The 25,485-nt window shown below is 64.4% G+C and carries 22 protein-coding genes and 2 pseudogenes; 12 read left to right on the top strand and 12 right to left on the bottom strand.

All coding sequences use genetic code 11. From position 1 onward, the window contains the following. Window positions 1-27: 27 nt before the first annotated feature. The 6 genes from AU252_RS13860 to AU252_RS13835 all read left to right on the top strand — a co-directional run bounded on the left by AU252_RS13860 (window position 28) and on the right by AU252_RS13835 (window position 8,331). Window positions 28-1,359, top strand: coding sequence for an MFS transporter (locus AU252_RS13860; protein ID WP_058931228.1), 1,332 nt, complete (start codon window positions 28-30; stop codon window positions 1,357-1,359). Continuing rightward, a complete protein-coding gene (locus AU252_RS13855; RefSeq protein ID WP_058931227.1) occupies window positions 1,356-2,981 on the top strand; it encodes a thiamine pyrophosphate-dependent enzyme in 1,626 nt (541 codons plus the stop codon). Before AU252_RS13860 ends, AU252_RS13855 begins: the two co-directional genes overlap by 4 nt. Window positions 2,982-2,993: 12 nt before the next feature. Further along, window positions 2,994-4,400 carry a gamma-aminobutyraldehyde dehydrogenase gene (locus AU252_RS13850; protein WP_058931226.1) on the top strand — a complete coding sequence of 469 codons (1,407 nt, stop codon included), beginning with the start codon at window positions 2,994-2,996 and terminating at the stop codon, window positions 4,398-4,400. A gap of 18 nt (window positions 4,401-4,418) precedes the next feature. Further along, on the top strand, window positions 4,419-6,164 hold the full coding sequence (locus AU252_RS13845) for an amidohydrolase (RefSeq protein ID WP_083510393.1): 1,746 nt from the start codon (window positions 4,419-4,421) through the stop codon (window positions 6,162-6,164). Further along, the gene (locus AU252_RS13840) at window positions 6,161-7,393 is read left to right on the top strand and encodes a PLP-dependent aminotransferase family protein (protein ID WP_058931225.1); all 1,233 of its coding nucleotides are present in this window, start codon (window positions 6,161-6,163) and stop codon (window positions 7,391-7,393) included. The genes AU252_RS13845 and AU252_RS13840 overlap by 4 nt, the downstream gene beginning before the upstream one ends. A gap of 185 nt (window positions 7,394-7,578) precedes the next feature. Then, entirely contained in the window at window positions 7,579-8,331 is a 753-nt protein-coding gene (locus tag AU252_RS13835) for an SAM-dependent methyltransferase (protein WP_157768985.1), read from the top strand. 60 nt (window positions 8,332-8,391) lie between these two features. On the opposite strand, the pseudogene AU252_RS13830 reads toward AU252_RS13835, so the two are convergent. The 7 genes and pseudogenes from AU252_RS13830 to AU252_RS13800 form a co-directional block, all read right to left on the bottom strand. Then, a pseudogene (locus AU252_RS13830) lies at window positions 8,392-8,565 on the bottom strand (ATP-binding protein); the annotation flags it as partial. Window positions 8,566-8,675: 110 nt separating this feature from the next. Further along, the gene (locus AU252_RS13825) at window positions 8,676-9,323 is read right to left on the bottom strand and encodes an RraA family protein (protein WP_058931223.1); all 648 of its coding nucleotides are present in this window, start codon (window positions 9,321-9,323) and stop codon (window positions 8,676-8,678) included. After that, window positions 9,320-9,679, bottom strand: a complete 360-nt coding sequence (locus AU252_RS13820; RefSeq protein WP_240484183.1) for a RidA family protein — start codon at window positions 9,677-9,679, stop codon at window positions 9,320-9,322. The genes AU252_RS13825 and AU252_RS13820 overlap by 4 nt, the downstream gene beginning before the upstream one ends. A gap of 23 nt (window positions 9,680-9,702) precedes the next feature. Continuing rightward, window positions 9,703-10,539, bottom strand: coding sequence for a RidA family protein (locus AU252_RS24575; RefSeq protein ID WP_240484182.1), 837 nt, complete (start codon window positions 10,537-10,539; stop codon window positions 9,703-9,705). After that, window positions 10,536-11,846 carry an MFS transporter gene (locus AU252_RS13810; protein ID WP_099093393.1) on the bottom strand — a complete coding sequence of 437 codons (1,311 nt, stop codon included), beginning with the start codon at window positions 11,844-11,846 and terminating at the stop codon, window positions 10,536-10,538. Before AU252_RS13810 ends, AU252_RS24575 begins: the two co-directional genes overlap by 4 nt. Window positions 11,847-12,149: 303 nt before the next feature. Next, window positions 12,150-12,719: a GNAT family N-acetyltransferase gene (locus tag AU252_RS13805; RefSeq protein WP_058931220.1), complete on the bottom strand. Its 570-nt coding sequence runs from the start codon at window positions 12,717-12,719 to the stop codon at window positions 12,150-12,152. Window positions 12,720-12,830: 111 nt separating this feature from the next. Next, window positions 12,831-13,604 (bottom strand): oxygenase MpaB family protein, encoded by a 774-nt coding sequence (locus tag AU252_RS13800; protein WP_058931219.1) that lies wholly within the window; start codon window positions 13,602-13,604, stop codon window positions 12,831-12,833. Here AU252_RS13800 and AU252_RS23875 point away from each other — a divergent pair. From AU252_RS23875 to nboR, 6 genes and pseudogenes are all read left to right on the top strand, one after another. Further along, window positions 13,565-13,699 (top strand): annotated as a pseudogene (locus tag AU252_RS23875) (hypothetical protein); the annotation flags it as partial. The gene AU252_RS13800 and the pseudogene AU252_RS23875 sit on opposite strands and share 40 nt — an antisense overlap. Window positions 13,700-13,789: 90 nt before the next feature. Next, window positions 13,790-14,761: a matrixin family metalloprotease gene (locus AU252_RS13795; RefSeq protein ID WP_240484181.1), complete on the top strand. Its 972-nt coding sequence runs from the start codon at window positions 13,790-13,792 to the stop codon at window positions 14,759-14,761. 279 nt (window positions 14,762-15,040) lie between these two features. Continuing rightward, window positions 15,041-15,538, top strand: coding sequence for a 2-oxo-4-hydroxy-4-carboxy-5-ureidoimidazoline decarboxylase (uraD, locus tag AU252_RS13790; RefSeq protein ID WP_058931218.1), 498 nt, complete (start codon window positions 15,041-15,043; stop codon window positions 15,536-15,538). After that, the gene (gene uraH, locus AU252_RS13785) at window positions 15,535-15,876 is read left to right on the top strand and encodes a hydroxyisourate hydrolase (RefSeq protein ID WP_058931217.1); all 342 of its coding nucleotides are present in this window, start codon (window positions 15,535-15,537) and stop codon (window positions 15,874-15,876) included. Before uraD ends, uraH begins: the two co-directional genes overlap by 4 nt. A 173-nt stretch (window positions 15,877-16,049) precedes the next feature. Next, complete coding sequence (gene aceE / locus AU252_RS13780) at window positions 16,050-18,815, top strand: pyruvate dehydrogenase (acetyl-transferring), homodimeric type (protein WP_058932943.1); 2,766 nt, start codon at window positions 16,050-16,052, stop codon at window positions 18,813-18,815. A gap of 84 nt (window positions 18,816-18,899) precedes the next feature. Beyond that, window positions 18,900-19,508, top strand: coding sequence for a nicotine blue oxidoreductase (gene nboR, locus AU252_RS13775; protein WP_058931216.1), 609 nt, complete (start codon window positions 18,900-18,902; stop codon window positions 19,506-19,508). Here the strand turns inward: nboR and AU252_RS13770 are convergent. The 5 genes from AU252_RS13770 to AU252_RS13750 all read right to left on the bottom strand — a co-directional run bounded on the left by AU252_RS13770 (window position 19,505) and on the right by AU252_RS13750 (window position 25,230). Further along, the gene (locus AU252_RS13770) at window positions 19,505-20,128 is read right to left on the bottom strand and encodes a Pr6Pr family membrane protein (RefSeq protein WP_056340720.1); all 624 of its coding nucleotides are present in this window, start codon (window positions 20,126-20,128) and stop codon (window positions 19,505-19,507) included. The two genes, nboR and AU252_RS13770, sit on opposite strands and share 4 nt — an antisense overlap. A gap of 151 nt (window positions 20,129-20,279) precedes the next feature. Next, window positions 20,280-21,788 carry a cation:dicarboxylate symporter family transporter gene (locus AU252_RS13765; RefSeq protein ID WP_058931215.1) on the bottom strand — a complete coding sequence of 503 codons (1,509 nt, stop codon included), beginning with the start codon at window positions 21,786-21,788 and terminating at the stop codon, window positions 20,280-20,282. 220 nt (window positions 21,789-22,008) lie between these two features. Then, window positions 22,009-22,788, bottom strand: coding sequence for an SDR family oxidoreductase (locus AU252_RS13760; protein WP_058931214.1), 780 nt, complete (start codon window positions 22,786-22,788; stop codon window positions 22,009-22,011). Between the two features lie 42 nt (window positions 22,789-22,830). Continuing rightward, entirely contained in the window at window positions 22,831-23,574 is a 744-nt protein-coding gene (locus tag AU252_RS13755) for an aspartate/glutamate racemase family protein (RefSeq protein WP_058931213.1), read from the bottom strand. 87 nt (window positions 23,575-23,661) lie between these two features. Continuing rightward, entirely contained in the window at window positions 23,662-25,230 is a 1,569-nt protein-coding gene (locus tag AU252_RS13750) for an NCS1 family nucleobase:cation symporter-1 (protein WP_058931212.1), read from the bottom strand. Window positions 25,231-25,485 lie beyond the last annotated feature (255 nt).

Raw genomic sequence — 25,485 nt, 5'->3', positions numbered from 1 at the left:
GCACTACCATCCGTATTTGGAGTAAGCATGGCAAGCAGCAGCCCCGCAACTGGTCTCGGACCATCAGTACCCCGCGTTGTAGACGAGCGTGTCACGAAGAAAGTGGCGCTAGCCGCGCTGGTGGGCACCGCGCTGGAGTGGTACGACTTCTTCCTGTTCACCACCGCCGCCGCCCTGGTGTTCAACGCCCAGTACTTTGTTTCCGCTGATCCGTTCGTCGCCGCGATGAGTTCCTTCGCCACCCTTGCCGTGGGTTTTGTGGCCCGTCCCATCGGTGGATTCATCTTCGGAGCCCTGGGCGACAAGGTGGGGCGCAAGAAGATCCTGATGATCACGATTGTCGGGATCGGCGTTGTCACGGGCCTGATCGGGCTGCTGCCGAACTACATGACCATCGGTGTCGCAGCTCCCATCATCCTGGTGGCGCTGCGCATCCTGCAGGGCCTTGCCGTGGGCGGCGAGTGGAGCGGTGCGGTGATTATCGCCGTCGAAAACGCCCCGGTTGCCAAGCGTGCACGCTACGCGGCGCTGCCGCAGATCGGTTCCCCGATCGGCACCATCCTGTCCTCCGGCGGCTTCTTCGGCATGCTCTATCTGGTGGGCCAGACCAACTTTGATGCCTGGGGCTGGCGCATCCCGTTTATTGCGGCCATCCCGCTGCTGGCGGTCTCTATGTGGATCCGCAGCCGCCTCAGCGAATCACCCGAGTTCGAGGCCCTGATGGAGTCCGGCGAAACGGAGCACGCCCCCATCCGAGGCGTCCTGACCAAGAGCTGGCGCCAGATCCTGGTCGGCGGGTGCTCTGCGCTGCTGGGCATCGGCGGCTTTTATCTCATCACCAGCTTTGTGGTCTTCTACGGCACCAAGGTCCTCAAGATGCCCTACGAAACCCTTTTGCTGGGCTCGCTCCTGGCCGCGGTGTTCGAGATCTTCGTCCTGATCTGGGCCGGCCGGATGGGCGAGAAGTACGGGGCCAGCAAGGTGATCCTCTGGGGCGGCATCGCCTCCGCTGCCGTCGCCGTACCGGTCTTCCTCGCGATCGACACCGCCAACCCGGTCCTGGTGATCCTGGCCATGATCGTCGGCGTGTGCACACTGTCGATCCCTTACGCCGTCTCCGGCACCGCACTGACCTCGCTCTTCGCCACCAAGGTCCGTTACACCGGAGTAGCCATCACCTCCAACAGCGCCGGCGTGATTTCCGGCTTCGTGCCGCTGATTGCCACCGCACTGGTTGCCGCCAGCGGCAACTCATTCTGGCCCGGGGCCATCATCCTGCTGGTCGTGTCGGTCCTGACCGCACTGTCCGGCATCTTCCTGCCGGCACTCAGTATCGAAGAAGAAGGTATGAAGCATTGAGCACCCTAACCACTGCCGGGCACCTGATTGTTGCGCAGCTCGAACGTGCCGGCGTCAAGCGGGTCTACGGTGTCCCCGGCGAGAGCTTCCTGGATGTCCTGGACGGCCTGCACGGCTCCTCCATTGAAACGGTGGTGACCCGCCATGAAGGCGGCGCGGGTTTTATGGCCCTCGCCGAGGGCCGGCTCACTGAGCTGCCCGGCGTGGCGATGGTGACCCGTGGCCCCGGAGCGGCCAACGCGTTCATCGCCATCCACACCGCGCACCAGGACGCCACGCCCATGATCTTGTTCGTGGGGCTGATCCCGGTGGCGGACCGCGGCCGGGAGTCCTTCCAGGAATTCGACATCAATGCCTGGTTCGGCAGCACCGCCAAGAAAGTGGTGACGCTCGACGACGCCGCTTCCGCGGCCCGCGTGGTGGACGACGCCATCTTCACCGCGCTGAGCGGACGCCCCGGACCCGTGGTGATCGGACTTCCGGAGGACGTCCTGGTCCACGCCATCGACTCGGGGACAGTGGAACCCAGGGTGGTGGCACGATCCGAACCGACCGCGGCGGACCTGGCCGCGCTGGAACAGCGCCTGGCAGCATCGCACAAGCCCCTCATCGTGGTGGGCGGCGAAGGCTGGGACCAGGCTTCTTCGGAAGCGTTGGCCGGCTGGGCAGAACGCCAAGGCGTTCCTATCCTGGCTGATTTCCGCGCCTACGATGCGGTCCCGTACAGTAGCGGCGCCTACGCCGGCTACCTGGGCTACGCCCGCAGCGACGCCAACGCGGCACGGTTGGACGAGGCCGATCTCTTGATCTTCGTCGGCTGCGTCCGCGCCGATGTGCTCTCCGACGGCTACCGGCGTGGTCTCGATGCCGTCACCGTCGTCGTCAACGCCGACGCCGACCTGCTGGGTCACTTCGGCCGGCTGGATCAGCACATCCCCGCCCACGTCGCGTCCTTCGCCACGGTCCTCGCCGCTACTACGTCCGAGGTGAAGCCGGCCGCGGGTTGGCTGGCCGACGCCCGCGCCGACTACGAAAAGTTCTCCACCGCCCAGCCCGACGGCGGAACCGGCGTGGACCTCGCCGTCGTGATGGAAATCCTCAAACAGGAAATGGACGACGACGCCGTCATCACCTACGGGGCGGGGAACCACTCGCTCTGGCCGGCCCGCTACCTCAAGCACAACGCCGCGAACTCCCTGGCCGCGCCCCGCAACGGCGCCATGGGCATGGGCATCCCCGCAGCGGTGGCGGCGTCCCTGGCGTACCCGGGCCGTCAGGTCATCTCCGTGGCCGGAGATGGCTGCTTCATGATGAACGGGCAGGAGATCGCCACGGCCATGGGCCACGGCGCCCGGTTCATCGTGCTGGTGGTGGACAACGGCATTTTTGCCACCATCAGGGAGCACCAGGAAGCCCACTATCCAGGCCGTCCCTCCGGCACGCACATGACCAACCCGGACTTCGCCGCCCTGGCCCGCTCCTACGGCGGCTACGGCGAGCGCATTGAGAAGGCCGAGGACTTCGCCGGTGCGTTCCGCCGCGCCGTCGAGTCCGGGCTTCCCGCCGTCTTGCACCTGCCCCAGGACCCTGCCACCCGCTCGCCCCAGACCGCCAGCAACTGACCGGAGCACTCCATGATCACCCTTAACAACATCATCAACGGCCAGTCCGTTCCGGCGGCGGCCTCCTTGCCGTTCTTCGATCCGGCCACCGGAGTCCAGCTCGGCAGCGCACCGGACAGCGACGCAGCCACCGTGGACCTCGCCTTCCAGGCCGCGCAGGAGGCGTTCAAGAGCTACAAGCGGACCACCCCGGCGGAACGCCAGGCCATGCTGCTCAAACTCGCTGACCTCATCGAAGCCAACGCCGACCGGCTGCTGGAGGCGGAAGTCGCCTGCACCGGAAAGCCTCGGCAGACCACCAGGGAGATCGAAATCCTGAGGGGCGCGGACCAGCTCCGCTTCTTCGCCGGTGCGTGCCGGGTGGTTTCCGGAACGGCACAGACCGAATACGTGAGGGGATTCTCCTCGACGGTCCGCCGTGAACCGCTCGGAGTGGTCGCCCAGATTACTCCCTGGAACTACCCGTTCATGATGGCCATCTGGAAGATCGGGCCGGCTCTGGCCGCAGGTAACACTCTGGTGCTCAAGCCGGCCGACACCACGCCCTGGTCCACCGTGATCCTGGGTGAGCTGGCACAGGAAGCCTACCCTGCAGGGGTGGTGAACATCCTCTGCGGCGGCCGCGAAACCGGCGCCGCCATGGTGGACCACGAGATCCCGGAAATGGTCTCTATCACCGGCTCCACCCGTGCCGGGGCGCAGGTCATGTCCGCAGCCTCGAAGACGCTCAAGGACGTCCACCTGGAACTCGGTGGCAAAGCGCCGGCGATCGTTTTCGCCGACGTCGACATTCAGCTGACAGCCAAGGAGATCGCGCTCAGTGCGTTCTTCAACGCCGGGCAGGACTGCACCGCCGTGACCCGCGTCCTGGTGCACGAAACCATCCACACCGAATTCGCGGCCGCCCTCGCCGAAGCCGCTTCCGCGCTTCAGGTGGGCGGTGACAGTGCCGACCTCGGACCGCTAAACAGCGCCGCCCAGCTGGACCAGGTGGAGGGTTTTATGTCCCGGCTGCCGGCCAACGCCAAGGTCCTCGCCGGTGGCAAGCGCACCGGCACCGGCTACCACTTCGAACCGACGGTGATCGACGGCGTGTTCCAAAGCGACGAGGTGGTGTGCGATGAGATCTTTGGCCCCGTCGTCACCGTCCAACCCTTCCGCACCGAGGAAGAAGCACTTGAGCTGGCCAATGGCACCAAGTACGCCCTGGCGTCCAGCGTCTGGTCCAACAACCACGGAGTGGTCACCAGGGTCTCCAATGAACTGGACTTTGGCGCCGTCTGGATCAACTGCCACCAAGTGATTCCGGCCGAGGCCCCGCACGGCGGCTTCAAGCACTCCGGCACCGGCAAGGACCTCTCCGTCTTCGGTCTGGAGGACTACACCCGCATCAAATCCGTCACCACCTCCCACCGCTAAACCCACGCTAGGTAAACCATGAAACTCGATCTGCTGCTGTGCAATGCGGACATCATCACCATGGACGAGCGGCGCCCGCACGCCACATCGTTGGGCATCTGGCAGGGCCGCGTGGTCGGCCTGGACGAAGACCTGTACGGGCTGGACGCCGTCGAGGTCCTGGACCTCCACGGCGCTACGGTGACTCCCGGATTCATCGACGCCCACTGCCACACAACCTGGTTCGGCCTGGGCCTGGCAGAAGTGGATGTTGCTGCCGCCCGCGGCCTGGACCAGCTGTATGCCCTGCTGGAGGCCGACATGGCCACGGTTGGGGCTACCGGCGAGGAGAAAACCACGGATCAGCAGACCGGATGGCTCATGGCCACCGGCTTCAGCCAGACCCAGCACGGGGGCCAGTTTCCGGACATCGCCGTACTGGACCGGATCACGGGGAACCGGCCGTTGTTTATCCGCCACAACTCGGGTCACATGGCCGTGGTCAACACCGCGGCGCTGCGGCTGGCAGGTGCCGAGTCGCCGTCGTTTCCGGACCCCGACGGCGGGGTGATAGTCCGCGGCGCCGCCGGCCGGCCCACGGGGCTGGTCCAGGAGACGGCGCAGCAGCTGATCCAACAGCTGATCCTGCCGTATACCTTGGATGGCATCGAAGCAGCCCTGGACCGTGGGACCCGGTACTACGCGTCGGAAGGAATCACCAGCTTCACCGAAGCCGGAATCGGTGGCGGCTGGATTGGACACAGCCCCGTGGAACTGGCCGCCTACCAGCGCGCCCTGGCCAACGGCAGGCTCCACGCACGTGCGCAGCTCATGCCGGTCCTGGATGCGCTCCACCCGCTGGAGGGGCATGGCTCAGATCCGGCCGGAGCGGCTGGCCTCGATTTGGGCATGTACAGCGGGTTTGGCAACGACTTTCTGTCCCTCGGGCCGGCCAAAGTTTTTCTGGACGGCTCGCTGCTGGGCGAAACGGCGGCGGTCAGCGAGGCCTACTGCAGCCACGGGCACACCGACAACAGCAGCAACACCGGGTATTTCCAGGCCGATCCGGAAGCGCTGCGGAACCGGATCGAGGCCGCCTACGCGGCGGGCTGGTCCATCGCCGCCCATGCCATCGGCGACCGGGCAGTGGACCTGGCGATTGACATCATCACGGAGTGCGCGGAAAAGTACGCACCGCGGACCGTGCCCAACCGGATCGAACACGCGTCCATCACCAGGCCCGAACAGGTGGCCCGGATCGCGGCGGCTGAAATCGCCGTCACCCCGCAGGCCAGCTTCTTCGCCGACGGCGGGGACGGCATGACCGCCTCGCTGGGCCAGGAACGGTTGGGTTGGGCCTATCGGGCAGCGTCCTTCCTGGCGGCCGGCGTGACTGTTGCCGGCAGCTCGGACCGCCCGGTGGCAGACGGCAACGTGCTCCGCGGAATGCAGGCGTTCGTGGACAGGCGCACCTCAAGCGGGAACGTCTTCGGGAACCCGGATGAGCGGCTGACCCCGCTTCAGGCCCTGGCGGCCTATACCACCGGAGCGGCCGCAGCCACCGGCACGTCCCACATCAAGGGCGCACTGACCCCCGGGAAACTGGCGGACTTCACTGTCCTGTCCGGCTCTCCGCTCGACGTTGACGATATCTCCGGACTCAAAGTGCTCGCCACTTCCGTCGGCGGCACGTTCACGCACCTAACACCTGGCCTGCAATTGACGGACGGCAGGCCAAAGGTCCTGCAGCACGTCCCATCAGACGCTGCGGGAATCTCACCATGACCGTGGTGGAGCCGGAGGTCATGCCCGTCCGCCCGGGCCACACGGAACTGTGGGCCCGACGGGCGGCACCCACCCCATCCACGGCCGTGCGGGAGATCTTTGCCGCCGCGGCCCGGCCAGGGATTATTTCGCTGGCAGGTGGAAACCCCGACGTCGGATCGCTGCCCCTCGAGGCCCTCGGCAAGACGGCGGCCGCCATCATCACCGGCCAGGGTTCCCGGGCGCTGCAGTATGGTGCGGGGCAGGGAACCGAGGAACTGCGGTCGCAGATCTGCACCGTCATGTCCCTCGAAGGCATCAATGACGCCGACCCCGACGACGTTTCCGTGACCATCGGATCCCAGTCCGGCCTTGACACCGTGACGAAGATTCTTTGCGATCCGGGGGACACCGTGCTGACCGATGACGCCACGTATATGGGCGCCCTCGGTACATTTTCCGTCTACGAAGTGGACGTCCAGCCGGTCCTCACGGACTCCGACGGCCTGGTCCCCGAAGCTCTGCGGGAACGCATCGATACGTTGCGGGGACTGGGGAAGCACATCAAGTTCCTCTACACGATTCCCAACTTCAACAATCCAACCGGTGTGACGCTCAGCCTGGAACGGCGGCAGCAGGTAGTCGACATCTGCCGGGAGGCCAACATCCTGGTGGTGGAGGACAACCCTTATGGATTGCTCCGCTACCGTGGCGACGCGCTCCCTGCAATGCGGGCGGCCAACCCCCTGGACGTCATCTATTTGAGTTCGTTCTCCAAAATATTCTCTCCCGGCCTCAGGCTCGGCTGGGCGCTGGTTCCGCCTCACTTGAAGCAGCGTTTCCTCATTATCGGAGAGTCCAGCACCCTTTGCCCGCCGGCTTTCAACCAGATGCTCACCTCTGCTTATCTGCGCGACTACGACTGGCAAGGCCAGCTCGAAGTCTCCCGTGCCGCCTATCGGCTCCGCAGTGATGCCGCCCTGTCTGCCCTCTCCGAGACCATGCCCGACGGCGTGACCTGGACCAGGCCTGAAGGCGGCTTTTTCACCTGGCTCACGTTGCCCGGGGCCGTGGACACCCAGGCGCTCATCACGACGGCGGTGGACGCCTGTGTGGTGTACTTCCCGGGAGCCGCGTTTTCGCTCGGCACTGCGCCGTCGAATCAGCTGCGCCTGGCATTCAGCGCACTTAGCCCCGACCTCATCACCGAGGGCATCCACCGGCTCGCACCGGTGCTTGCCCGGTTCTAAAAGCCGCTTCACGGCTCCTCCCCCGGACTAAATGCTCCACACGCCAGTGCTGGCGGTTGTCTGCGCGTAGTCGGTGAAGTCGCGAGCGGGCCTGCCGAGTATGCGTGCGACGTCGTCAGAGGTTGACGCCAGCGCATAGCGCGAGAGCGATTGATGATTACCAAACGGATGTTAGGTTGAGCGTCATGACTGATCCCAACACGCCACCTGCCCGTGGCGGAGCGTCCGTCCTCAGAACCAATTCGCCGATCGGACGGCAATCCTTCGACCGCTTGATCAACGATCTCGCAACTAATCGACCACGAACGGTCTTGGACCATGGGTGCGGATGGGGTGGAATGCTCCTGGACATCCTTGAGGCGATGCCGAATACCAGCGGCACGGGCATTGACATCAAGGAGTCCTACGTTGAGCAGGCACGCATGGCAGCTAAGCAACGGGGGCTTGCTGACCGGGTCGTATTCCAGGCGGAATCGTCTGCGGATTACGCGGAGAGCGCCGACCTCGTGCTCAACGTAGGTTCGTACCAAGCTTTTGGGACGATCAGCGAAGCCCTGTCCCGTCTTCGCAGCTCGACCACGCCTTCCGGACGTCTGGTTTTTGGTGCCGAGTTCTGGTCTGTTGTCCCAACCGATATTCAGTTGGCTCACATGTGGCAAGGGACAACGGTTGATGATGCTTTACTCCTTCCCGACCTTGTCGACAAGGTCACCCGCGCTGGGTGGCGCGTTCTGGATCTGCGGACCTCAACCAGTCAGGAATGGGAAGAATTTGAGTGCGGCCATCTCCGAAATCGGGAGCAGTGGCTTGTAACCCACCCCGGGCACGAGTCGGCGACAGAAATTCGGGACGAGTTGGACAAGGCAAGAATGATGTGGTTGCGCGGCCACCGTGACGTCATGGGCTTCGTCACCTTCATCCTTGCCAAGGACGGGTGATCAGACGCTGAACGACCCATGTGATGCCGGGGTCGTTCTTGGTTGTCGACGATCCCCGATTTAGCTGAGTCCCTGTTGGGCGATGGTGTGTGCGAGGCGGTATGAGTTGGTGCCGGTTTCGATGATGGCACCGTTGAAGGTGAGTCGGTCGACGATCGCGGCGCAGAGTCGTGGATCGGTGAAGGTTTTGGTCCAGCCAGAGAAGGATTCGCTGCTGGCGATCGCGATGCACGTCGATGTTTCGGAAACGCACCGGACCACAAATTGTGCGCGGAAGATCCTGGTGCGGCCCACCTTAAACAGCTAAGCGCCCGGCCGGGATATTCCGGACAGGCGCGTGGAGCTTATTCCATGCCGCCGGGAAGAACCGTATCGATGGCCTCTCCGGAACGCAGGCGTCGCAGAATGTCCGGCTCAGCACGGTCCGTTGACAGGGCCAGGTCAACAATGGCTGCGGCCTCCTCGGGCGAGAGAACCAGGACGCCGTTGTCGTCGGCCATAACTACGTCGCCGGGGTTCACCATCACCCCGCCGCACAGCACCGGAACATTCACCGCGCTGTTGGCATCGAGCTTGCGCTTAGCCGTGAGGACACTGGTTCCGCGGGCGAACACCGGAAGCCCTGCGCCCCGGAGCTCCACGATGTCGGTCACCACCCCGTCCACAACGATCCCTGCGGCACCGGCGCATTGGGCTGCACACGCGGTGACAGCACCTACAGGTGCATGCGTGGTGTCATGCCCGGTTTCGATGACAAGAACGTCGCCAGGTTCCAGAAGCGCCAGCGCACGGTTCGTGGCGAAGGCATCCGCGGAGGCAACTCGAACGGTCACGGCCCGGCCAACAAGGTGGACGTTCCGGAGCATCGACCGGATGCCCGAGTCGAGGAATCCTTCCTCCAGAAAATGCCCGATGGTGGGAAAGCTCACGGACTGAAGCCGGCTGACCAGCTCAGCATCCAGGGCCTGGGTCAGACGAACGGTGCCGTTCATAAGCTGCTGCCCTCCTTCATGACAGCTATGCACTGAATCTCGAAGGAGAAATCCCAGATTCCCACGCAGATCGACGTGAGTGCAGGTGCACGGGAACTGAAAACTTCAGCATAGACGCGGCGGTATTCCTCCTCCTGGCTCCGGTCGGATAGGTACACGGTCGCGTTGACCACGTGGTCAAGGCTGGAGCCTGCCCCCTCAAGAACGGTTTGGAGATTGGTCAGCACCTGGCGGACTTTCCCTTCAAAGTCCGCCGGCCGATCGTCCGTCCTGGAGCTCAGCGGAATCTGGCCTGTGGTGAAGACAAATCCCCCTGCAACCACAGCTTGGGAGAACGGTCCCACCGAGGCTGCCATCCCTGGAAATGTGGCCAGCCGCGTTAGCATGTCTCCCCTGCTTTCTGGGTAGCGGAGACAAGCTCCGGTTCCTGAGGAAATGGGGCCTGTGACGGTCCGTCCGCTACGAAAGCAATGCATTCGATTTCCAGCGCTATGTCCCAGATGCCAACGCAGCATGAAGTGCGGGCCGGCAACGTTGACCCGAAAACCTCGGCGTACACACGGTTGTATTCAGCCAACTGCTCCGGGTCCGTCAAGTAGGTGGTGACCTTCGCGACGTGTGCAAGATCAGAGCCTGCCTCAAGGAGGATGGCTTCCAGGTTGGTCAAGGTCTGGCGGACTTTTCCGGCGAAGTCCTCCGGCTGGTCCTGCATGCTGGTTCGGGCCGGGATCTGGCCCGATGTGAAGACCATTCCGTTTGCAACGACAGCCTGGGAATAGGGTCCCAGGACCGGAGCCATTCCTAGAGCGTTTGTGATCCGGCGGATAAGCGGTGGCTTGTGACCGTCCGCCACCGCCGCTATGCAATGGATCTCAATGCTGTAATCGCTTTCGGACACCATAACCGTCGTCCTGGCAGGAAGGTTATCGCCGAAGACGTCCACGTAGATCTCGTTGTAGTCGGCCAGCCGTGGATCCGTGAGGAACGTCGTTATTTTCAGTACGTGTTTCAGGCTGGACCCCGACTCTTCGAGAATCGCAGAGAGGTTTGCCAGCGCCAGCCGAACGTCGTCGGCAAAGTTCCCGTTCTCCACTTCAGGGACGGAGCGCAGCGGTACCTGTCCTGAGGTAAATACCAGGCCATTTGCCACGACCGCCCGAGGGGGTGGACTGGGCAGGGCGCTGACGCCGTCCATCGTGCCGATGCGCCGGATCATGCGCGGGAAAGTTCGTCGCGGTCGGCAGCCTCGGCGGGAGCCTCGTGGATTGCGTCGATGTTGGAACGCAGGGTTTCAGTTAGCAGCAGCAGTGCCACGAGGGAAACGGCAGCCGAGCCGATCATGAACCATGCCACGGAAGACCCCTGGCCTGTGGCGTTCAGCAGAGCTGTAGTGACGACAGGCGTAATCGCACTCCCAAGGAGTCCGGCGAGCATGTAAGCGACGGAGAGGCCGGAGTATCGGACCCGCGATCCGAAGAGTTCGGCCAGGAAAGTGGCGATCGGGCCGTAGTTGGCGCAAAATGCCGTCATCAGCAGGATGTATCCGAAGACCACGCCGGCGAGGGAACGGGTGTCCATCAGCCAGAACAGCGGGAATGCGACGACGATCTCGGCGATTATCCCGCCGACGATAATGGGCTTGCGGCCAAATTTGTCCGATAGTTTGCCGAAAACGGGGAGCATGATGATTCCTACGGCGCACGCCGCCAGGACTGCAATCAGCATGTCGTTGGTGGAAAAGCCCAGTTTTGTCTTGCCGTAGGTAAGCCCGAACGCCACCAGGATATTGAAGGCTGTTCCGGTGGAAATTGTTGCCAGCGCGCCGAGAAGGACCTGCTTCCAGTACTTTCGCAGCAGTTCGGCCAGCGGCATTTTTGCCTTGGCTCCCGCGTCCTTGACGGCCTGGAATGACGGCGTCTCTTCCAGGGTCAGTCGAATGTAAAGGCCTACGGCAACCAGGATGACACTGGCCAGGAAGGGAATCCGCCAGCCCCACGCAAGCAGGGCTTCCTCCGGCATGATTCCGGCGATGATCAGGAACACGAGGTTGGCGATCAGCGTTCCGCCCGGGACACCGACCTGGACTAGGGAACCGTAGAATCCGCGCTTGTCCTTCGGAGAATGCTCCACCACCATCAGGACCGCTCCGCCCCACTCCCCGCCCAGGGCAAGTCCCTGAATGACTCGAAGCACGAGCAGGAGGATCGGCGCCGCGATACCGATTGTTGCGTAGTCCGGCAGGAGGCCGATGGCAAAGGTCGCGGCACCCATCGTCAGCAGTGATGTGAGGAGCATCGATTTGCGCCCCATCCGGTCACCGAAGTGGCCGAAGAGTGCGGCGCCTGCCATTCGAGCAACATAGGCAGCAGCGAACGTGCCGAACGCCAGCATGGTTCCGACCAGCGCATCAAAGCTGGGGAAGAAGATCTTGTTAAAAACGAGGGCAGAAGCGGTAGCAAAGAGGAACAGGTCGTACCACTCAACGGTGGTTCCGATGACACTGGCTACTGCGATCTTGCGCATCTTGTCTATTTTGGGACCGGACGTTGTTGCGGGTGGGGCAACGGATGATTGAGGCATGGCTCTTCTCCAACGTGAGAGGCGGCTGATGTGAAATGTGACTGATCGGTGCACTCAACTTTGGTGTGCGCGAGGTCACAACTCAAGGGATTTTTTCCCCCGTTTACACGCATAAACGAGGGCATTTGCCCAAATTTCTAGGATGGGTGCCGGCCAAATCACTCACGGCTTTCGGGCTCATCTACTTCTCAGGAACTGCGATTCACCAACCCCAGCCGCGTCCGTCCGCGTCAGTTACGCGATCTCCTATCGACCGCCGGTGGCCACCCAGGAACCGAGCGGCTCCTCCGCCACTTCCGTGTCCCCGTCCTCGGTCCCGCAGGGCTCAAAGCCGCGGGACTGGTAGTTTGCCAGGGCCGCGGGACCGTCCAGCGTGCAAGTGTGGACCCAGACCCGGGACACCTGCGGGAGGTCGAAGCGTTGTGCCAGCGACCATGCCGCCGTGATGCCGTGTTCCAGCAGCCGGCCGCCGAGGCCCCGTCCGATCGCCTGCTCTGAAAGGCCGAAGTACCTGACTTCGACGTGGGTGCCGTCCTCGGCAACGACGGGCTGAAGATGGACATAGCCCCACGGCACGCCCTCCCCATAGAGGACCCAAAATTCCGTCCCCGGCACCGCGAGCTCCTCGGCCCACTGCTGCCGTGTCCACTCGAGCCGATCCGTCCAGTGCCACGGGCCGCCCACCAGGCCATAGAGGAACCGGGCATACTCCGGCGTGACCCCGTCAGCCCGGTCCAGCCGTGCGTCATCGGGCAACAGGCGCGCCGTCCAGGCGGGCGGCTGGAGCATCTGGAGCGTTGTGGTGGTGACCTTCATAGACAGCTCAAACTTTCGATCTCGATCGTCGGTCAATCGTATTTGAGACCAGGGAAAGCGGACGACGGCGGGACCTCCCGCCGTCGTCCGCTTTCCCCATACGGTGGTTGCCTACGAGGTGCGGAGCCGGCCGAGGCAGTAGTTCTTGACGCAGTGCCGGAGCAGCCGCGGCAGCCGTGGGTACACCAGTGCGGACCACCGGGTGGTGCGTTCGAACAGGCGGCTGTGGCGGTCGCTCCACGGCAGCCCGAAGCCGGCGCGCAGGTGGTCCGGCAGCAAACCGGCGGTAACAAACCGGATCAGCGGCATGCTCATCCGCAGCCAGAGTGGCCCGGCTGGCGGGTACAGGAGGTCGCGGCCGACGCCGGCGGTGACGGCGTCCAGCTCCAGTGTCAGCAGGGACGTGTCCCAGTATGTCCTGAAGGCTGTGCGGTCGGCCGGCCAAAGGTTCGCCGGCAGTTGCAGGACGGTGCCGATTCTTGCGTAGTCGCTGTACATAAGGTCGGCTGCCTCGTCGTCCAGCGGGCCATAGATTTTCTCGTAGACGGTGATGGCTGTGTCGTACAGGGTGGCCACCACCCATAATTGCGCCTGGGCATCGAACGCGCTGTACCCGTGGGAGCCGGATTCGGGCTTGCGGCGGACCGCGGAGTGGGCCCGGTTGACGCTGCGGCGAACGGCCGCGACCTGGGCTTCGGTGCCGTAAACCACGGCGTAGACGTAGGTGACGGTGGCCCGGAAGCGGTCCAGCGGCCGGGCAATAAAGTCACTGTGCTCGGCGACGCCATGGCCCACAGCGGGGTTCGCGATCTGCAGCAGGATGGCACGGCCCGCCCCGGCGAGCAATACACCTTCAGCGCCGATGTCGGCCAGGTTCCGCACCATGGACCCACGATACCGGAGAAGGCAACCGCTACTTCCCCCGCGACGCCGTCAATGCGGGCTACCTCAAGAACAGCGACATGTACTCCGTCTGCCCGTGGAAGGGCAATCTCGTACGGATCAACGGGACCGCCACTATGCTGGGCAGACCATCAAAGGAGATGGCACGGCAGCGCAAGGGGGAACTGTTGGAATCAGATTCTGGCGACAGGGAGTTTCCCCCCATCCGCCGTTCGCCCAGCGGGCGCATTCCGCAATGGGCAATCGATGAGGCACTGGGCAAGCCGCCAGCGCGCGAGCCGTGGCGCGGTGCCCCCATCTCGCCAATCTCGGCAAAGAGGACCGTCCACCGCCGGAAAGTCAGCGGGCGCAAGTGGAAATCGCGCACAGCCACGGTCCTGGGCATCGCCCTGGTGGCGGGTCTCTACTTCACGCCGACCCTTTTCGAACGGTTTGTGTTGCCGGCAGCCATGCCCCACCTGCCGGGCGCCAAAGTGCCGCCGCCAGGGTTTGAAGCCGCATCAGCCCCGCTCGGCCTGCCGCCGGCCACCAGCGGATCCACCGCCTATGTCCTGCAGAAGTCCCCGGACCCGGGCCAGGCCTTTGTGGCCTATGACCCCTGCCGTCCGCTGCACTACGTGGTCCGGCCGGACAATGCGCCGCCAGGAACGGACGTACTTATCCAGGAGGCCGTGTCCGCGGTTTCCGCGGCCTCGGGACTGCAGTTCGTGTATGACGGAACCACGTCTGAGGCGCCATCCGAAGCCCGCGAAGCGTACCAGCCGGCGCGCTACGGCAAGCAGTGGGCGCCGATTCTCATTGCGTGGTCATCTCCGGAGGAAGCACCCAAACTGGCCGGGAAGGTTGCAGGGACCGGCGGCAGCGCCTACGCCCACATCCCTGGCGAGCCCTATGTGTACGTCGCCGGCCAGGTGACCCTCGATGCGCCGGGCCTTGCGGAAACGCTGGCCTGGCCGGAGGGACCTGCCCACATCCGCGCCATCATCATGCACGAGCTGGGGCACGTCCTGGGGCTGGACCACGTGGACGATCCCACGCAGCTGATGCATGAGGAAAACAGCGGGCAGTTCGACTTCGGCGATGGCGACCGCGCCGGGCTGGCGTTGCTGGGAACCGGGGAGTGCGTCCCGCGGCTGTAACCACGGACGCACCCACGGCGGGACGGCTGACCGTTTTTCCGTCAGCGGACGCTGCCCGTCGGCGGGCGACGGCGGGACCTCCCGCCGTCGTCCGCTTTCTGTTGGGGGCGTCCCCCTTTCCGTTGGGGCATCACCCGAGCAGCGTCCCGGAAGTTGACACCCGCAGGTGCGTGCGGTTGACTTTTGCATATGCTGAAATAACAGTTCCATGATGCGGAATAAAATATCCGCATAGCCTCACACCGTGGATGCCAGCATCGAAACACGAGGACTTGCCTCATGCATCTTGAACAGTTCAACGCGGCCGGCCGCACGGAGGCTGCCGCTTTCCTGCGCCCCTGCCTGGATATCCAACGCTGGATCGACGAGCTCGCCGACGCGCGGCCCTATTCCAGTCCCGACGCGCTCCTGGCCGCGGGCCGCGGTGCAGCCAATCCATTCACGCCGGCAGAGATCGAGGCAGCCCTCGCCCACCATCCGCGGATCGGCGAGCGGGCGCAGGGCGACAGTGCCGAAGCCAGGCTGTCCCAGTCGGAACAGGCCGGACTGGGCGTGGCCGACGCGGCCGTCGCCGAGGCCCTGGCTGAGGGCAACCGGGCCTACGAGGAGAAGTTCGGGCAGGTGTTCCTGATCCGCGCCGCCGGCCGCAGCCGGGAGGAGATCCTGGCCGCCCTCAACACCAGGCTCGCCCACACCCCCGAAGCAGAGCAATCAATCATTGGCCAGCAGTTGCGGGAAATCGCAGTGCTCCGACTCGAAGGACTGATGGGCAAATGAGCATTTCCCACGTCACCACGCATGTACTCGATACCGGTTCCGGAAAACCGGCAGCCGAGGTCCCGGTAACCCTCCACGTGCTCGACGGCGAGCGCTGGGTCCGGATCGCAGACGGCGCCACCGATGCGGACGGACGCATCAAAGAGCTGGGACCGGAGCGGCTGCCTTCGGGCACCTACCGCCTCGCATTCGACACAGGCAAGTACTTCGCAGCGAGCGGCACCGAGACGTTCTTCCCGGAGGTAACCCTCACGTTTGGCGTGGTGGAGTCGGAGCCGCACTACCACGTGCCGCTCCTGCTGAGCCCGTTCGCGTATTCCACCTACCGGGGCAGCTGAGCGTTCAGGCAGTACCCCTCGGCGGCCGGCGCTTCGGAGCCCTTGGCCGCCGATTGTGACCGTCCGCTCACCTTGACGCGCGGATCGTCGCTTGGATAATCTCGAGATGCAATAAAGTTTTCTCACAGAATGAAAACTTGAGCCAACTATTCAACGATGAAAAGAGGCTGGACGTGGCTGCAGGAGAAGAGACCTCCCATATCCTCAGCGGGTTGACAAACCAGCTGCCCGATCGTGATCCGGAAGAGACCGCCGAATGGCTGGAGTCCCTGGATGCCCTGATCCAGGAACAGGGCACCGAGCGTGCCCAATACATCATGCGGAGCCTGCTCCAAAGGGCGGGCGCGCAGAGCGTCGGCGTTCCGATGGTGACCACCACGGACTACGTGAACACCATCCCGGTGGACCAGGAAACGGCGTTCCCGGGGGACGAAGAGATCGAACAGAAGTACCGGGCGTACATGCGCTGGAACGCCGCCATCATGGTGCACCGGGCGCAGCGGTCCGATATCGGCGTGGGCGGGCACATCTCCACGTACGCCGGCGCCGCCACCCTGTACGAGGTCGGCTTCAACCATTTCTTCCGCGGCAAGGACCACCCCGGCGGCGGCGACCAGGTCTTCTTCCAGGGCCACGCCTCCCCCGGCATGTACGCCCGCGCGTTCATGGAAGGCCGACTCGCCGAGGAGGACCTGGACGGATTCCGGCAGGAAAAGTCCAAGGAAGGCCACGCGCTCTCCTCCTACCCGCACCCGCGCCTCATGCCGAAGTTCTGGGAATTCCCCACGGTCTCGATGGGCATCGGCCCGATGAACGCGATCTACCAGGCCCAGTCCAACCGGTACCTGCACAACCGCGGCCTCAAGGACACCTCGGACCAGCAGGTCTGGGCGTTCCTGGGCGACGGCGAAATGGACGAGCCCGAGTCCCGCGGTCTGCTCCAGCTCGCCGCGAACGACAAGCTCGACAACCTCAACTTCGTGATCAACTGCAACCTCCAGCGCCTGGACGGTCCCGTCCGCGGCAACGGCAAGATCATGCAGGAACTCGAAGCGTTCTTCCGCGGCGCGGGCTGGAACGTCATCAAGGTCGTCTGGGGCCGGGAGTGGGACGGCCTGCTCACCAAGGACGCCGACGGCTCCCTCGTGAAGATCATGAACGAGACCCCGGACGGTGACTACCAGACCTACAAGGCAGAATCCGGCGGGTTCGTCCGCGAGCACTTCTTCGGCAAAACCCCGCAGACCAAGGACATGGTCGCGGACCTTTCCGATGACGAGATCTGGAACCTCAAGCGCGGCGGCCACGACTACCACAAGGTCTACGCCGCGTATAAGGCAGCCACCGAATTCAAGGGCAAGCCCACCGTCATCCTGGCCAAAACGGTCAAGGGCTACGGACTCGGACCCCACTTCGAGGGCCGCAACGCGACCCACCAGATGAAAAAGCTCACCCTCGATGACCTGAAGAAGTTCCGCGACCACCTGCGGATCCCCATCACGGACGAACAGCTCGACGCGGACCTCTACCGGCCCCCGTACTACCACCCCGGCATGAACTCCCCCGAGATCCAGTACCTTATGGAACGCCGCCGCGCCCTGGGCGGTTTCGTCCCCGAACGCCGGCCGGACCACGCGCCGGCGGAGCTGCCGGACGCCAAAACCTACGAGGTTGCCAAGCGCGGTTCCGGCAAGCAGCAGGCGGCCACCACCATGACCTTCGTGCGCCTGCTCAAGGACCTGCTCAGGGATAAGAAGTTCGGACACCGCATTGTCCCCATCGTTCCGGATGAGTCCCGAACCTTCGGCATGGACGCGTTCTTCCCCACGGCCAAGATCTACAACCCGGACGGACAGGCCTATCTCTCCGTGGACCGGGACCTGGTCCTGGCCTACAAGGAATCGGCCCAGGGCCAGCTGATCCACCCCGGTATCAATGAGGCCGGGGCAGTCGCGGCCTTCACGGCCGCGGGAACTTCTTACGCCACCCACGGCGTACCGCTGATCCCGGTGTACGTGTTCTACTCCATGTTCGGCTTCCAGCGCACCGGCGACGCCTTCTGGGCCGCCGGGGACCAGATGGCCCGCGGGTTCATCATCGGCGCCACCGCCGGCCGCACCACCCTGACCGGCGAAGGCCTGCAGCACGCCGACGGCCACTCCCCGATCCTGGCTTCGACCAACCCGGCCGTCCTTACCTATGACCCCGCATACGGGTACGAAATGGGCCACATCATCCGGGACGGCATCGAGCGCATGTACGGGCCGGCCGCAAGCGGCGATGGAACCGGACCTGCATCCGATAAGAACCTCATGTACTACATCACGGTCTACAACGAGCCGATCTCCCAGCCGGCCGAACCTGAGAACCTCGACGTCAACGGTGTGCTGAAAGGCATCCACCGGGTGTCGGCGTCGGGTCTCGAAGGGCCCAAGAGCCAGATCCTGGCCTCCGGCGTCTCCGTCCCGTGGGCCCTGGATGCCCAGCGGATCCTCGCCGAGGACTGGGGCGTCTCCGCCGACGTCTGGTCCGTCACGTCCTGGAACGAACTGCGCCGCGACGGGCTCGCCGCCGAGGAAGAAGCCTTCCTGAACCCAGGCCAGCCCGCCCGCGTACCGTTCGTCACGCAGCAGCTCGCCGATGCGCAGGGGCCCGTGGTAGCGGTGACCGACTACATGAAGGCCGTCCCGGACCAGATCCGCCAGTTCCTCCCGCACCAGTTCGCCTCCCTCGGAGCCGACGGCTTCGGCTTCTCCGACACCCGCGCAGCAGCCCGCCGCTTCTTCAAGAACGACACCCACTCGATAGTGGTGAAGACCCTGCAGCTGCTGGCTTCGCGCGGCGAGGTGGACGGCGGCGTGCCCGCCTACGCGCTGGACCGCTACAAGCTCCTGGACGTCAACGCCGGGACCACCGGCGGCACCGGCGGCGACGCCTGACCCCGGTCATCCATGGAACAGTTGACGGCAGTGTTCCCCCGGAACACTGCCGTCAACTGTCATGTGGCTGGATAGGCTGGGGCGATGGCTGACCTGGACAAACAACGCACGACGGCGGTGCTGCTTGCCGCCGGTGCCGGGACGCGGCTGGGGCTCGGGCCCAAGGCATTGCTCCGGTTCCAGGGCCGCACGCTCGTTGAAGTCCTGGCAGACGTGCTGCTCGCCGGCGGCTGCCGGGAAGTGGTGACGGTGCTCGGCGCGGACGCGGAAACGGTCCGCGCGGCCACCGATCTCAGCCGGCACCGGATCATCAGCAACCCGGCCTGGGCCAGCGGAATGGGAAGTTCGTTCCGGGCGGGAGTTGCCGCCGCAGCCCCGGAGGACCATGTGCTCATCGCACTCGTGGACCAGCCGGGCCTGACCGCGGAAACCGTCGCCCGGTTGCTGGCATCACACAAGCCTGGCCGGGTGACGGCGGCCGCCTACCGTGGCAACGACGGAAAACTACAGCGGGGACATCCGCTGCTCCTGGATTCCAGCCTTCGCGCGCAGGCCACGGAAATGGCAACGGGCGACGCCGGGGCCCGCTATTTCCTCCAGGCCCATCCCGAAGTGATAGATCTCATCGATTGCAGTGACCTCTCCGCCGGTGAAGACCTCGACTCCCCCGAGCAGTTGCACCTCCTCGACTAGTAGTCCACCTGCCGCTTGAGCTTGTTGCCGAGCCACAGCATCGCCAGGCTCACCACCAGGAAGCCGACGGAAATGGCGAGGGCAAACACCACCACTCCGCCCCAGCCACCTGCCCGTGCGGGGTCGACGAACCAGTACGGGTACCAGTTCACCAAGGCCCCGCGGACCAGGCTGTAGACCAGGTAGCCGACGGGGTAGAGCAGCCAGTACCAGATGTGCTTGACCGTGAGCGTGGCCCGCGGCGGTTGGAAGAGCCAGTCCACCACCATGACCACCGGGATCAGGTAGTGCACCACGAAGTTGACCCACGGCAGCAGCGAGCCGAGATCTTCCCCGGCGAGCAGTGCACCGAACACGAGTCCCACCACGGCCATGGCGATGGTTGCCGTGCCGCGCGTGACGTCGTCGATTTCGCTGGGGCGTTTGCGGATCAGGACCCTGTAGCCGCTGATGAGAAGCACCAACGCAGCGAAGATGTTGGACAGATTGGTGAAGTAGCTGAAGAAGTTCCAGACGTCATAGCCCATGCCCAAATGAACTGTCAGCTGTGTTCCCACCGCCACCAACGTCAAAAGGCCAAAGAAAAAGCGTCCCCCGATAAGCACAGTTCTCTTGGTCATAGCCCCAATCCTTGCCGAATCCCCAGCTCAGACGCGGTTCGACACTCCGAAGCTGAGTGGGCGTGGTCAATGCCAGACGCAAGGAACCCCACCCCCATTCAGGGGCGGGGTTCCTTGCCTTGGCGACGGCGATCAGCCGGGGAACCGGAAGTTACTTCCCGCCGCCCGCGTCGGACGAACCGTCAGGCGCGGCAGCGGCGTGGGTGGGCCGCCTCATGTGGAACTCGCGGATCTCTTCCGGGTTCGGTCCACCGCGGAACTTGGGCGACGGCTCCTGGCCGCCGCTGATCCGCTCAAGCTCCTGGTCTTCGAACTCTTCCTCAACGCCAAGCATGATGGCGGAATCGTGGTTGGTGATTTCGCCCTTGAACGCCCTGACCATAACGCTCCGGTCGAACTGGCCCTCCCACTTGGAGACGACGAACGTGGCGACGCAGTTGCCCAGGAGGTTCACCACCACGCGCATGGAGTCCATGAGGCGGTCGGCACCGAGCAGGAGCGCCACGCCGGCAACCGGGAAGATCCCCAGTGCTGCGGCGGTGGCGGAGAGAGCCAGGAACGATGAACCGGGTACGCCGGCCATGCCCTTGGAGGTCAGCAGCAGGACGCCGAGCGCGGCCAACTGCTGGCCGAGGTCCAGGTTGTGGCCGAAGGCCTGTGCCAGGAAGAGCAGGGAGATCGAAAGGTAGATCGCGGCGCCGTCGAGGTTGAATGAATAGCCGGTGGGCACCACCAGGCCCGTGGTGGCGCGTGAGCAGCCGGCGTTGGTCAGCTTGGTCATGATGCGCGGCATCACAGCCTCGGTGGAGGCGGTGCCGAGCGCCAGCAGGAACTCCTCGCGGGTGTACTTCAGGAAGTGCCAAAGCGGGACGCGGGCAAAGCCCCAGGCCACGAGGAACAGCAGGCCGATGAAGACAATGGCCGCGCCGTAGCAGGCGGCAATGAGCAACGCATAGGTGCTGAGCGTGTCCAGCCCGTACTGGCCGATGATGAATGCCATGGCACCGAAAGCACCGATCGGGGCAACCTTCATGATCCAGGACATGATCTTGAAGATGAGCTCCAGGACGGTCTCCATGAGGCTGACGACCGGCATGCAGCGCTCGCGTCCGATGACGACGATTGCCGCGCCGAAGAAGACCGAGAAGAACAGGACCTGCAGGAGGCTGTTGCTCGCGAAGGCGCCGATGACGCTGGTGGGGATGACGTCCAGGATGAAGGCCGCGGCGTCCTTGGGCACGGCATTGCCGGTCTTGGCGGTCAGCGCTTCCTGGGAGAGGGTGTTGGGATCAATGTTCAGCCCGGCACCGGGCTGGACGATGTTGCCTACGATCAGGCCGAAGACCAGCGCGAAGAGCGTGGCCGCGGTGAAGTAGAGAAGGGCTTTGACTCCGACCCTTCCGACCGCCTTGACGTCGCCTACGGCCGAGATGCCGGTGACAATCACCAGGAAAATCAGCGGCGCGATGATCATCTTAATGAGCTGGATAAATCCATCACCGAGAGGCCTCAGCTGCGAGCCGAGGTCCGGCCAGAAATGTCCGATAAGGACACCTGCCACGACGGCGATCAGAATTTGGAAGAAGAGCGACCTATACAGGGGCTTCTTCTTCTGCGGGGCCGAACTCGCCTTCAGCGCCGCGGAATCTGGGATCTTCATTGATCTGTACCTATCAATCGGGAACAGCCCCGGAGATCGGGGTCTGTTTCCAAAGTAACCCCGCTCACATTATTCCGCAAGGGGAAAATGAGTTTTCACAATGTGGAAATCGCTAGGAAGTTTCGGACATGAAAAATCCGCCACGGAAACGGACGCCCACCCGGGAAAACCCCGGTGCGGACGTCCGCTTCCACAGCGGAAGGGTGTGGATTATTCTTTGTCAGCCCCGGCCGATGAACGGCATTCCCGCAGCAGTGATCACCACTGAGCCCACACTGGCCGACGGCGGCATGCCTGCCATCAGGAGCACGGCGCGCGCGGCGTCCTGCACCGGGAACGTGGGTTCCACCCTGCGGCTGCCGTCAGCCTGCAGGGCGCCGGAGTCCACGCCGATGGTGGACATGATGTCCGTGGCCGTGTTGCCGATGTCGATCTGGCCGCAGGTGATGCCAAAATCCCTGCCGTCCAGCTCGATACTCTTGGTCAGGCCCGTCATCGCGTGCTTGGTGACCGTGTAGGCCACCGTCCGCGGCCGCGGCGAATGCGCTGAAATGGACCCGTTGTTGATGATGCGGCCACCCTGCGGCTCCTGGGATTTCATGGCCCGCACGGCGGCGGCGGCGCAGAGCAGGGAGCCGGTCAGGTTCACCGCCACCACCGCGTCCCAGTCGGCCACACTGATTTCATCCACCGACGCCGCCGGGCCGAACACTCCGGCGTTGTTGAACAGGACGTCAACCCTCCCCCACTTGCCGAGGGACGCGGCGAAAAGGCGCTCGACGTCGTCGGGTATTGTCACGTCGCAGGGCACCGTCAGCGCCTGGCGGTGGCCGGCCGCGGACTCCAGCAGCGGAGCCTCACGGCGGCCGGCCAACACCACGCGGTACCCGTCGGCCAGCATGAGCCGCGCCACCGCCCTGCCAATCCCGGAGCCTGCACCGGTCACGACGGCGACCGGTGCCGGCCGGTGGGGATGTGCGGGCCGGTGGGTTGCAGTCATGGGGTCGCTCCTTGAGTTGATTGCCGGGCTGTTGATCGCCGGCTAAGGCGCAGCGGGCATGTTCGCTGCCGTTATTGGCCAGCCTATGACGGTCTTGGGCCGCGGGGTGGCGTAGGTCCGGACCTTTGAGGTGCTCAGCCGCAGCCGGACCAGCGATTCAGCGATGGTGACCGCGGCCGCCACACCGTCCACCACGGGGACGCCGGCACGCTTCCGGATTTCCTCGTCCAGGCCGGCCATGCCGCCGCAGCCCAGGACAATGACTTCCGCCTTGTCCTCACGGACAGCCAGCAGCGCCTGTTCGATGATGGCTTCCACAGCGCGCTCCGGCTCCTCCTCCAACTCCAGGACGGCCATGCCGCTGGCCCGGACCGAGGCGCACCGGGCGTCGAGGCCGGCCAGCTTCAGCCGGTCCTCGATCAGCGGCACGGCCCGGTCCAGGGTGGTGATCACCGAGTACTTGTGGCCCAGGAACATCGCGGTGCTCGCGGCCGCCTCGGTGATGTCCACTACCGGAACGTCAAGGAGCTCCTGGAGCCCTTCGCGGCCGTGCTCGCCGTAGCCGGCCTGGATGACGGCGTCGAACGGCTCCTGGTAGTTGACGACGGCGTCCATCACGGCGATCGCCGCGAGGTAGCTCTCAAAGTTTCCCTCGCAGGAGTCTGCGCCGAAGCGCGGAGTGATTCCCACGATCTCCGTGTCCGGCAGCGCGGCCTGTTTTGCCTGCGCGGCGATGGAATCGGTCATGGACTGTGTGGTGTTGACGTTGGCCACAAGGATGCGCATGGTGCTTTTCCTCTTTCGGGACAGGTTGGTTGGCTGGCGCGGCGGTTGGCTGGCGCGGCGGTTGGCTGGCGCGGCGGTCAGCTGGTGTTAGTGGGCGCTGGCGACGGCAATGGATTCGCCGTCGACGTCGTCGAGCCGCTGGGAGCGGTCGGAGATGACGTAGTAGACCACCGCGGCGATGCCGGCCGCGACGAACCACGCGAACGGGGCGGCGGCTTCCAGCGCCGGAACAAAGGCGATCAGGAGCGCGATGGCGGCAGCGGGCACCATGGCGATGATGGCCCGGGGGTTGTAGCCCTTTTTGTAGTAGTAGGCACCTGCCGGGTCCTCGGAGTAGAGCTCAAGGACGTTGACCTTGCCGCGGCGCAGCAGCCAGTAATCGGCCATGACAACGCCGAACAGCGGGCCGAGCAGGGCTCCGAGTCCGCCCAGGAAGTACACGATGACCAGCGGGTTGTTGTACAGGTTCCACGGCAGGATGATGAGGCCGATGGTGCCGCTGACCCAGGCCGCCTTGCGGAAGTTCAGGTGCTTCGGGAAGAGGTTGGTCAGGGCATAGACGGGGGCCACAAAGTTGGCCATCAGGTTCACGGCGATGGTCAGGATCAGCAGGGCAAGGCAGGCCAGGACAAGGAACAGCGTGTTCGGGATGGTCTGGACGATGTCCGACGGACTTTGGATGACAGTGCCGTTGATCTTGAACTGTCCACCGGCCATGACTACAACGATTGCGCCGAAGAGGAGCATGTTGATGGGGATGCCCCAGAAGTTGCCGCGCACGACGGCCTGCTTGGAGACGGCGGACCGGGTGAAGTCGCAGAAGTTCAGGACGAACGTTCCGTAGATGGCAACCCACAGGGCACCGCCGGCGAAGATGGTGCGCCACATGTCGCCGCCTTCGAGGGCGTTGTCCCCGGCCCAGGCGATGGAGCCGCCGGCTTCGACGAAGATCCAGACGGCGATGGCCGCCATGGTGACCAGGATGATGGGGCCGGCGAAGGCCTCGTACTTGCGGATCATTTCCATGCCAAAGCTGACGATAACCAGCTGGACAATCCAGAGGAATACGAACGAAGCCCAGCCCAGCGTGGACAGGCCGAGAATGGAGTTGGTGTCGAGCTCCTGCAGCGAGGGAACCATGGCAACGAGCATGACCCTGAGCACCACGGACGCGAGGTACGTCTGGATGCCGAACCAGGCCACGGCCACTGCCCCGCGCAGGAGGCTGGCAATCTGGGCGCCCCTGATGCCGAAGCTGATCCGGCTCATGACGGGGAACGGGACACCGGTTTTTACGCCCATAAAGCCGGACAAGCTGAGGAGCGCAAACAGCAGGACGGCGCCGACTCCCAAAGCGAGGAGGATCTGCCAGCCGCCCAGCCCGAGGGCGAAGAGTCCAATGGCGAAGGCGTAGTTTCCAAGGCTGTGGACGTCGTTGGCCCAGAGGGTGAAGATGCTGTAGCCGGTCCAGCGGCGACCTTCCCGCTTCGTCGGGGCAAGGTCGATGTTGTAGAGGGTGGGGCTGATGGTTCTGCCGGAGGCGGCGCTGGCTACATCGCAAAGCGCGTCGACGCCCACGGAGGGGTGGGCTGCTTTGCCCAAGTCAACTGCTGTCTCAGGTGCCGGTTCAACGCCGGTCAACGGGGTTGTCTGCATCGTGATCTCACTTCTTGAAGATGTCTTCCATATGTTCCGCTGTGGGATTTATGCCGGAAACTACCGGCAGAAGCGTCATTGCTTTTCCACAATGCGAAAAATAGGTATCGAGTAGTGAAATAACGGTATGACCTGGGTCACGCATCGGTCAAGGGGTCGCCGAATCACGGCCGGTCACAAACGGTTGCTTCGCCAGCAACGCGGGGTCAGATACGGCCCAATAAACCCCGCCCCATGGGCCGTATCTGACCCCGC

The organism is Pseudarthrobacter sulfonivorans (assembly GCF_001484605.1).
In the GTDB taxonomy this organism is placed as follows: domain Bacteria; phylum Actinomycetota; class Actinomycetes; order Actinomycetales; family Micrococcaceae; genus Arthrobacter; species Arthrobacter sulfonivorans_A.
This window is presented reverse-complemented; position numbering and strand designations above follow the sequence as displayed.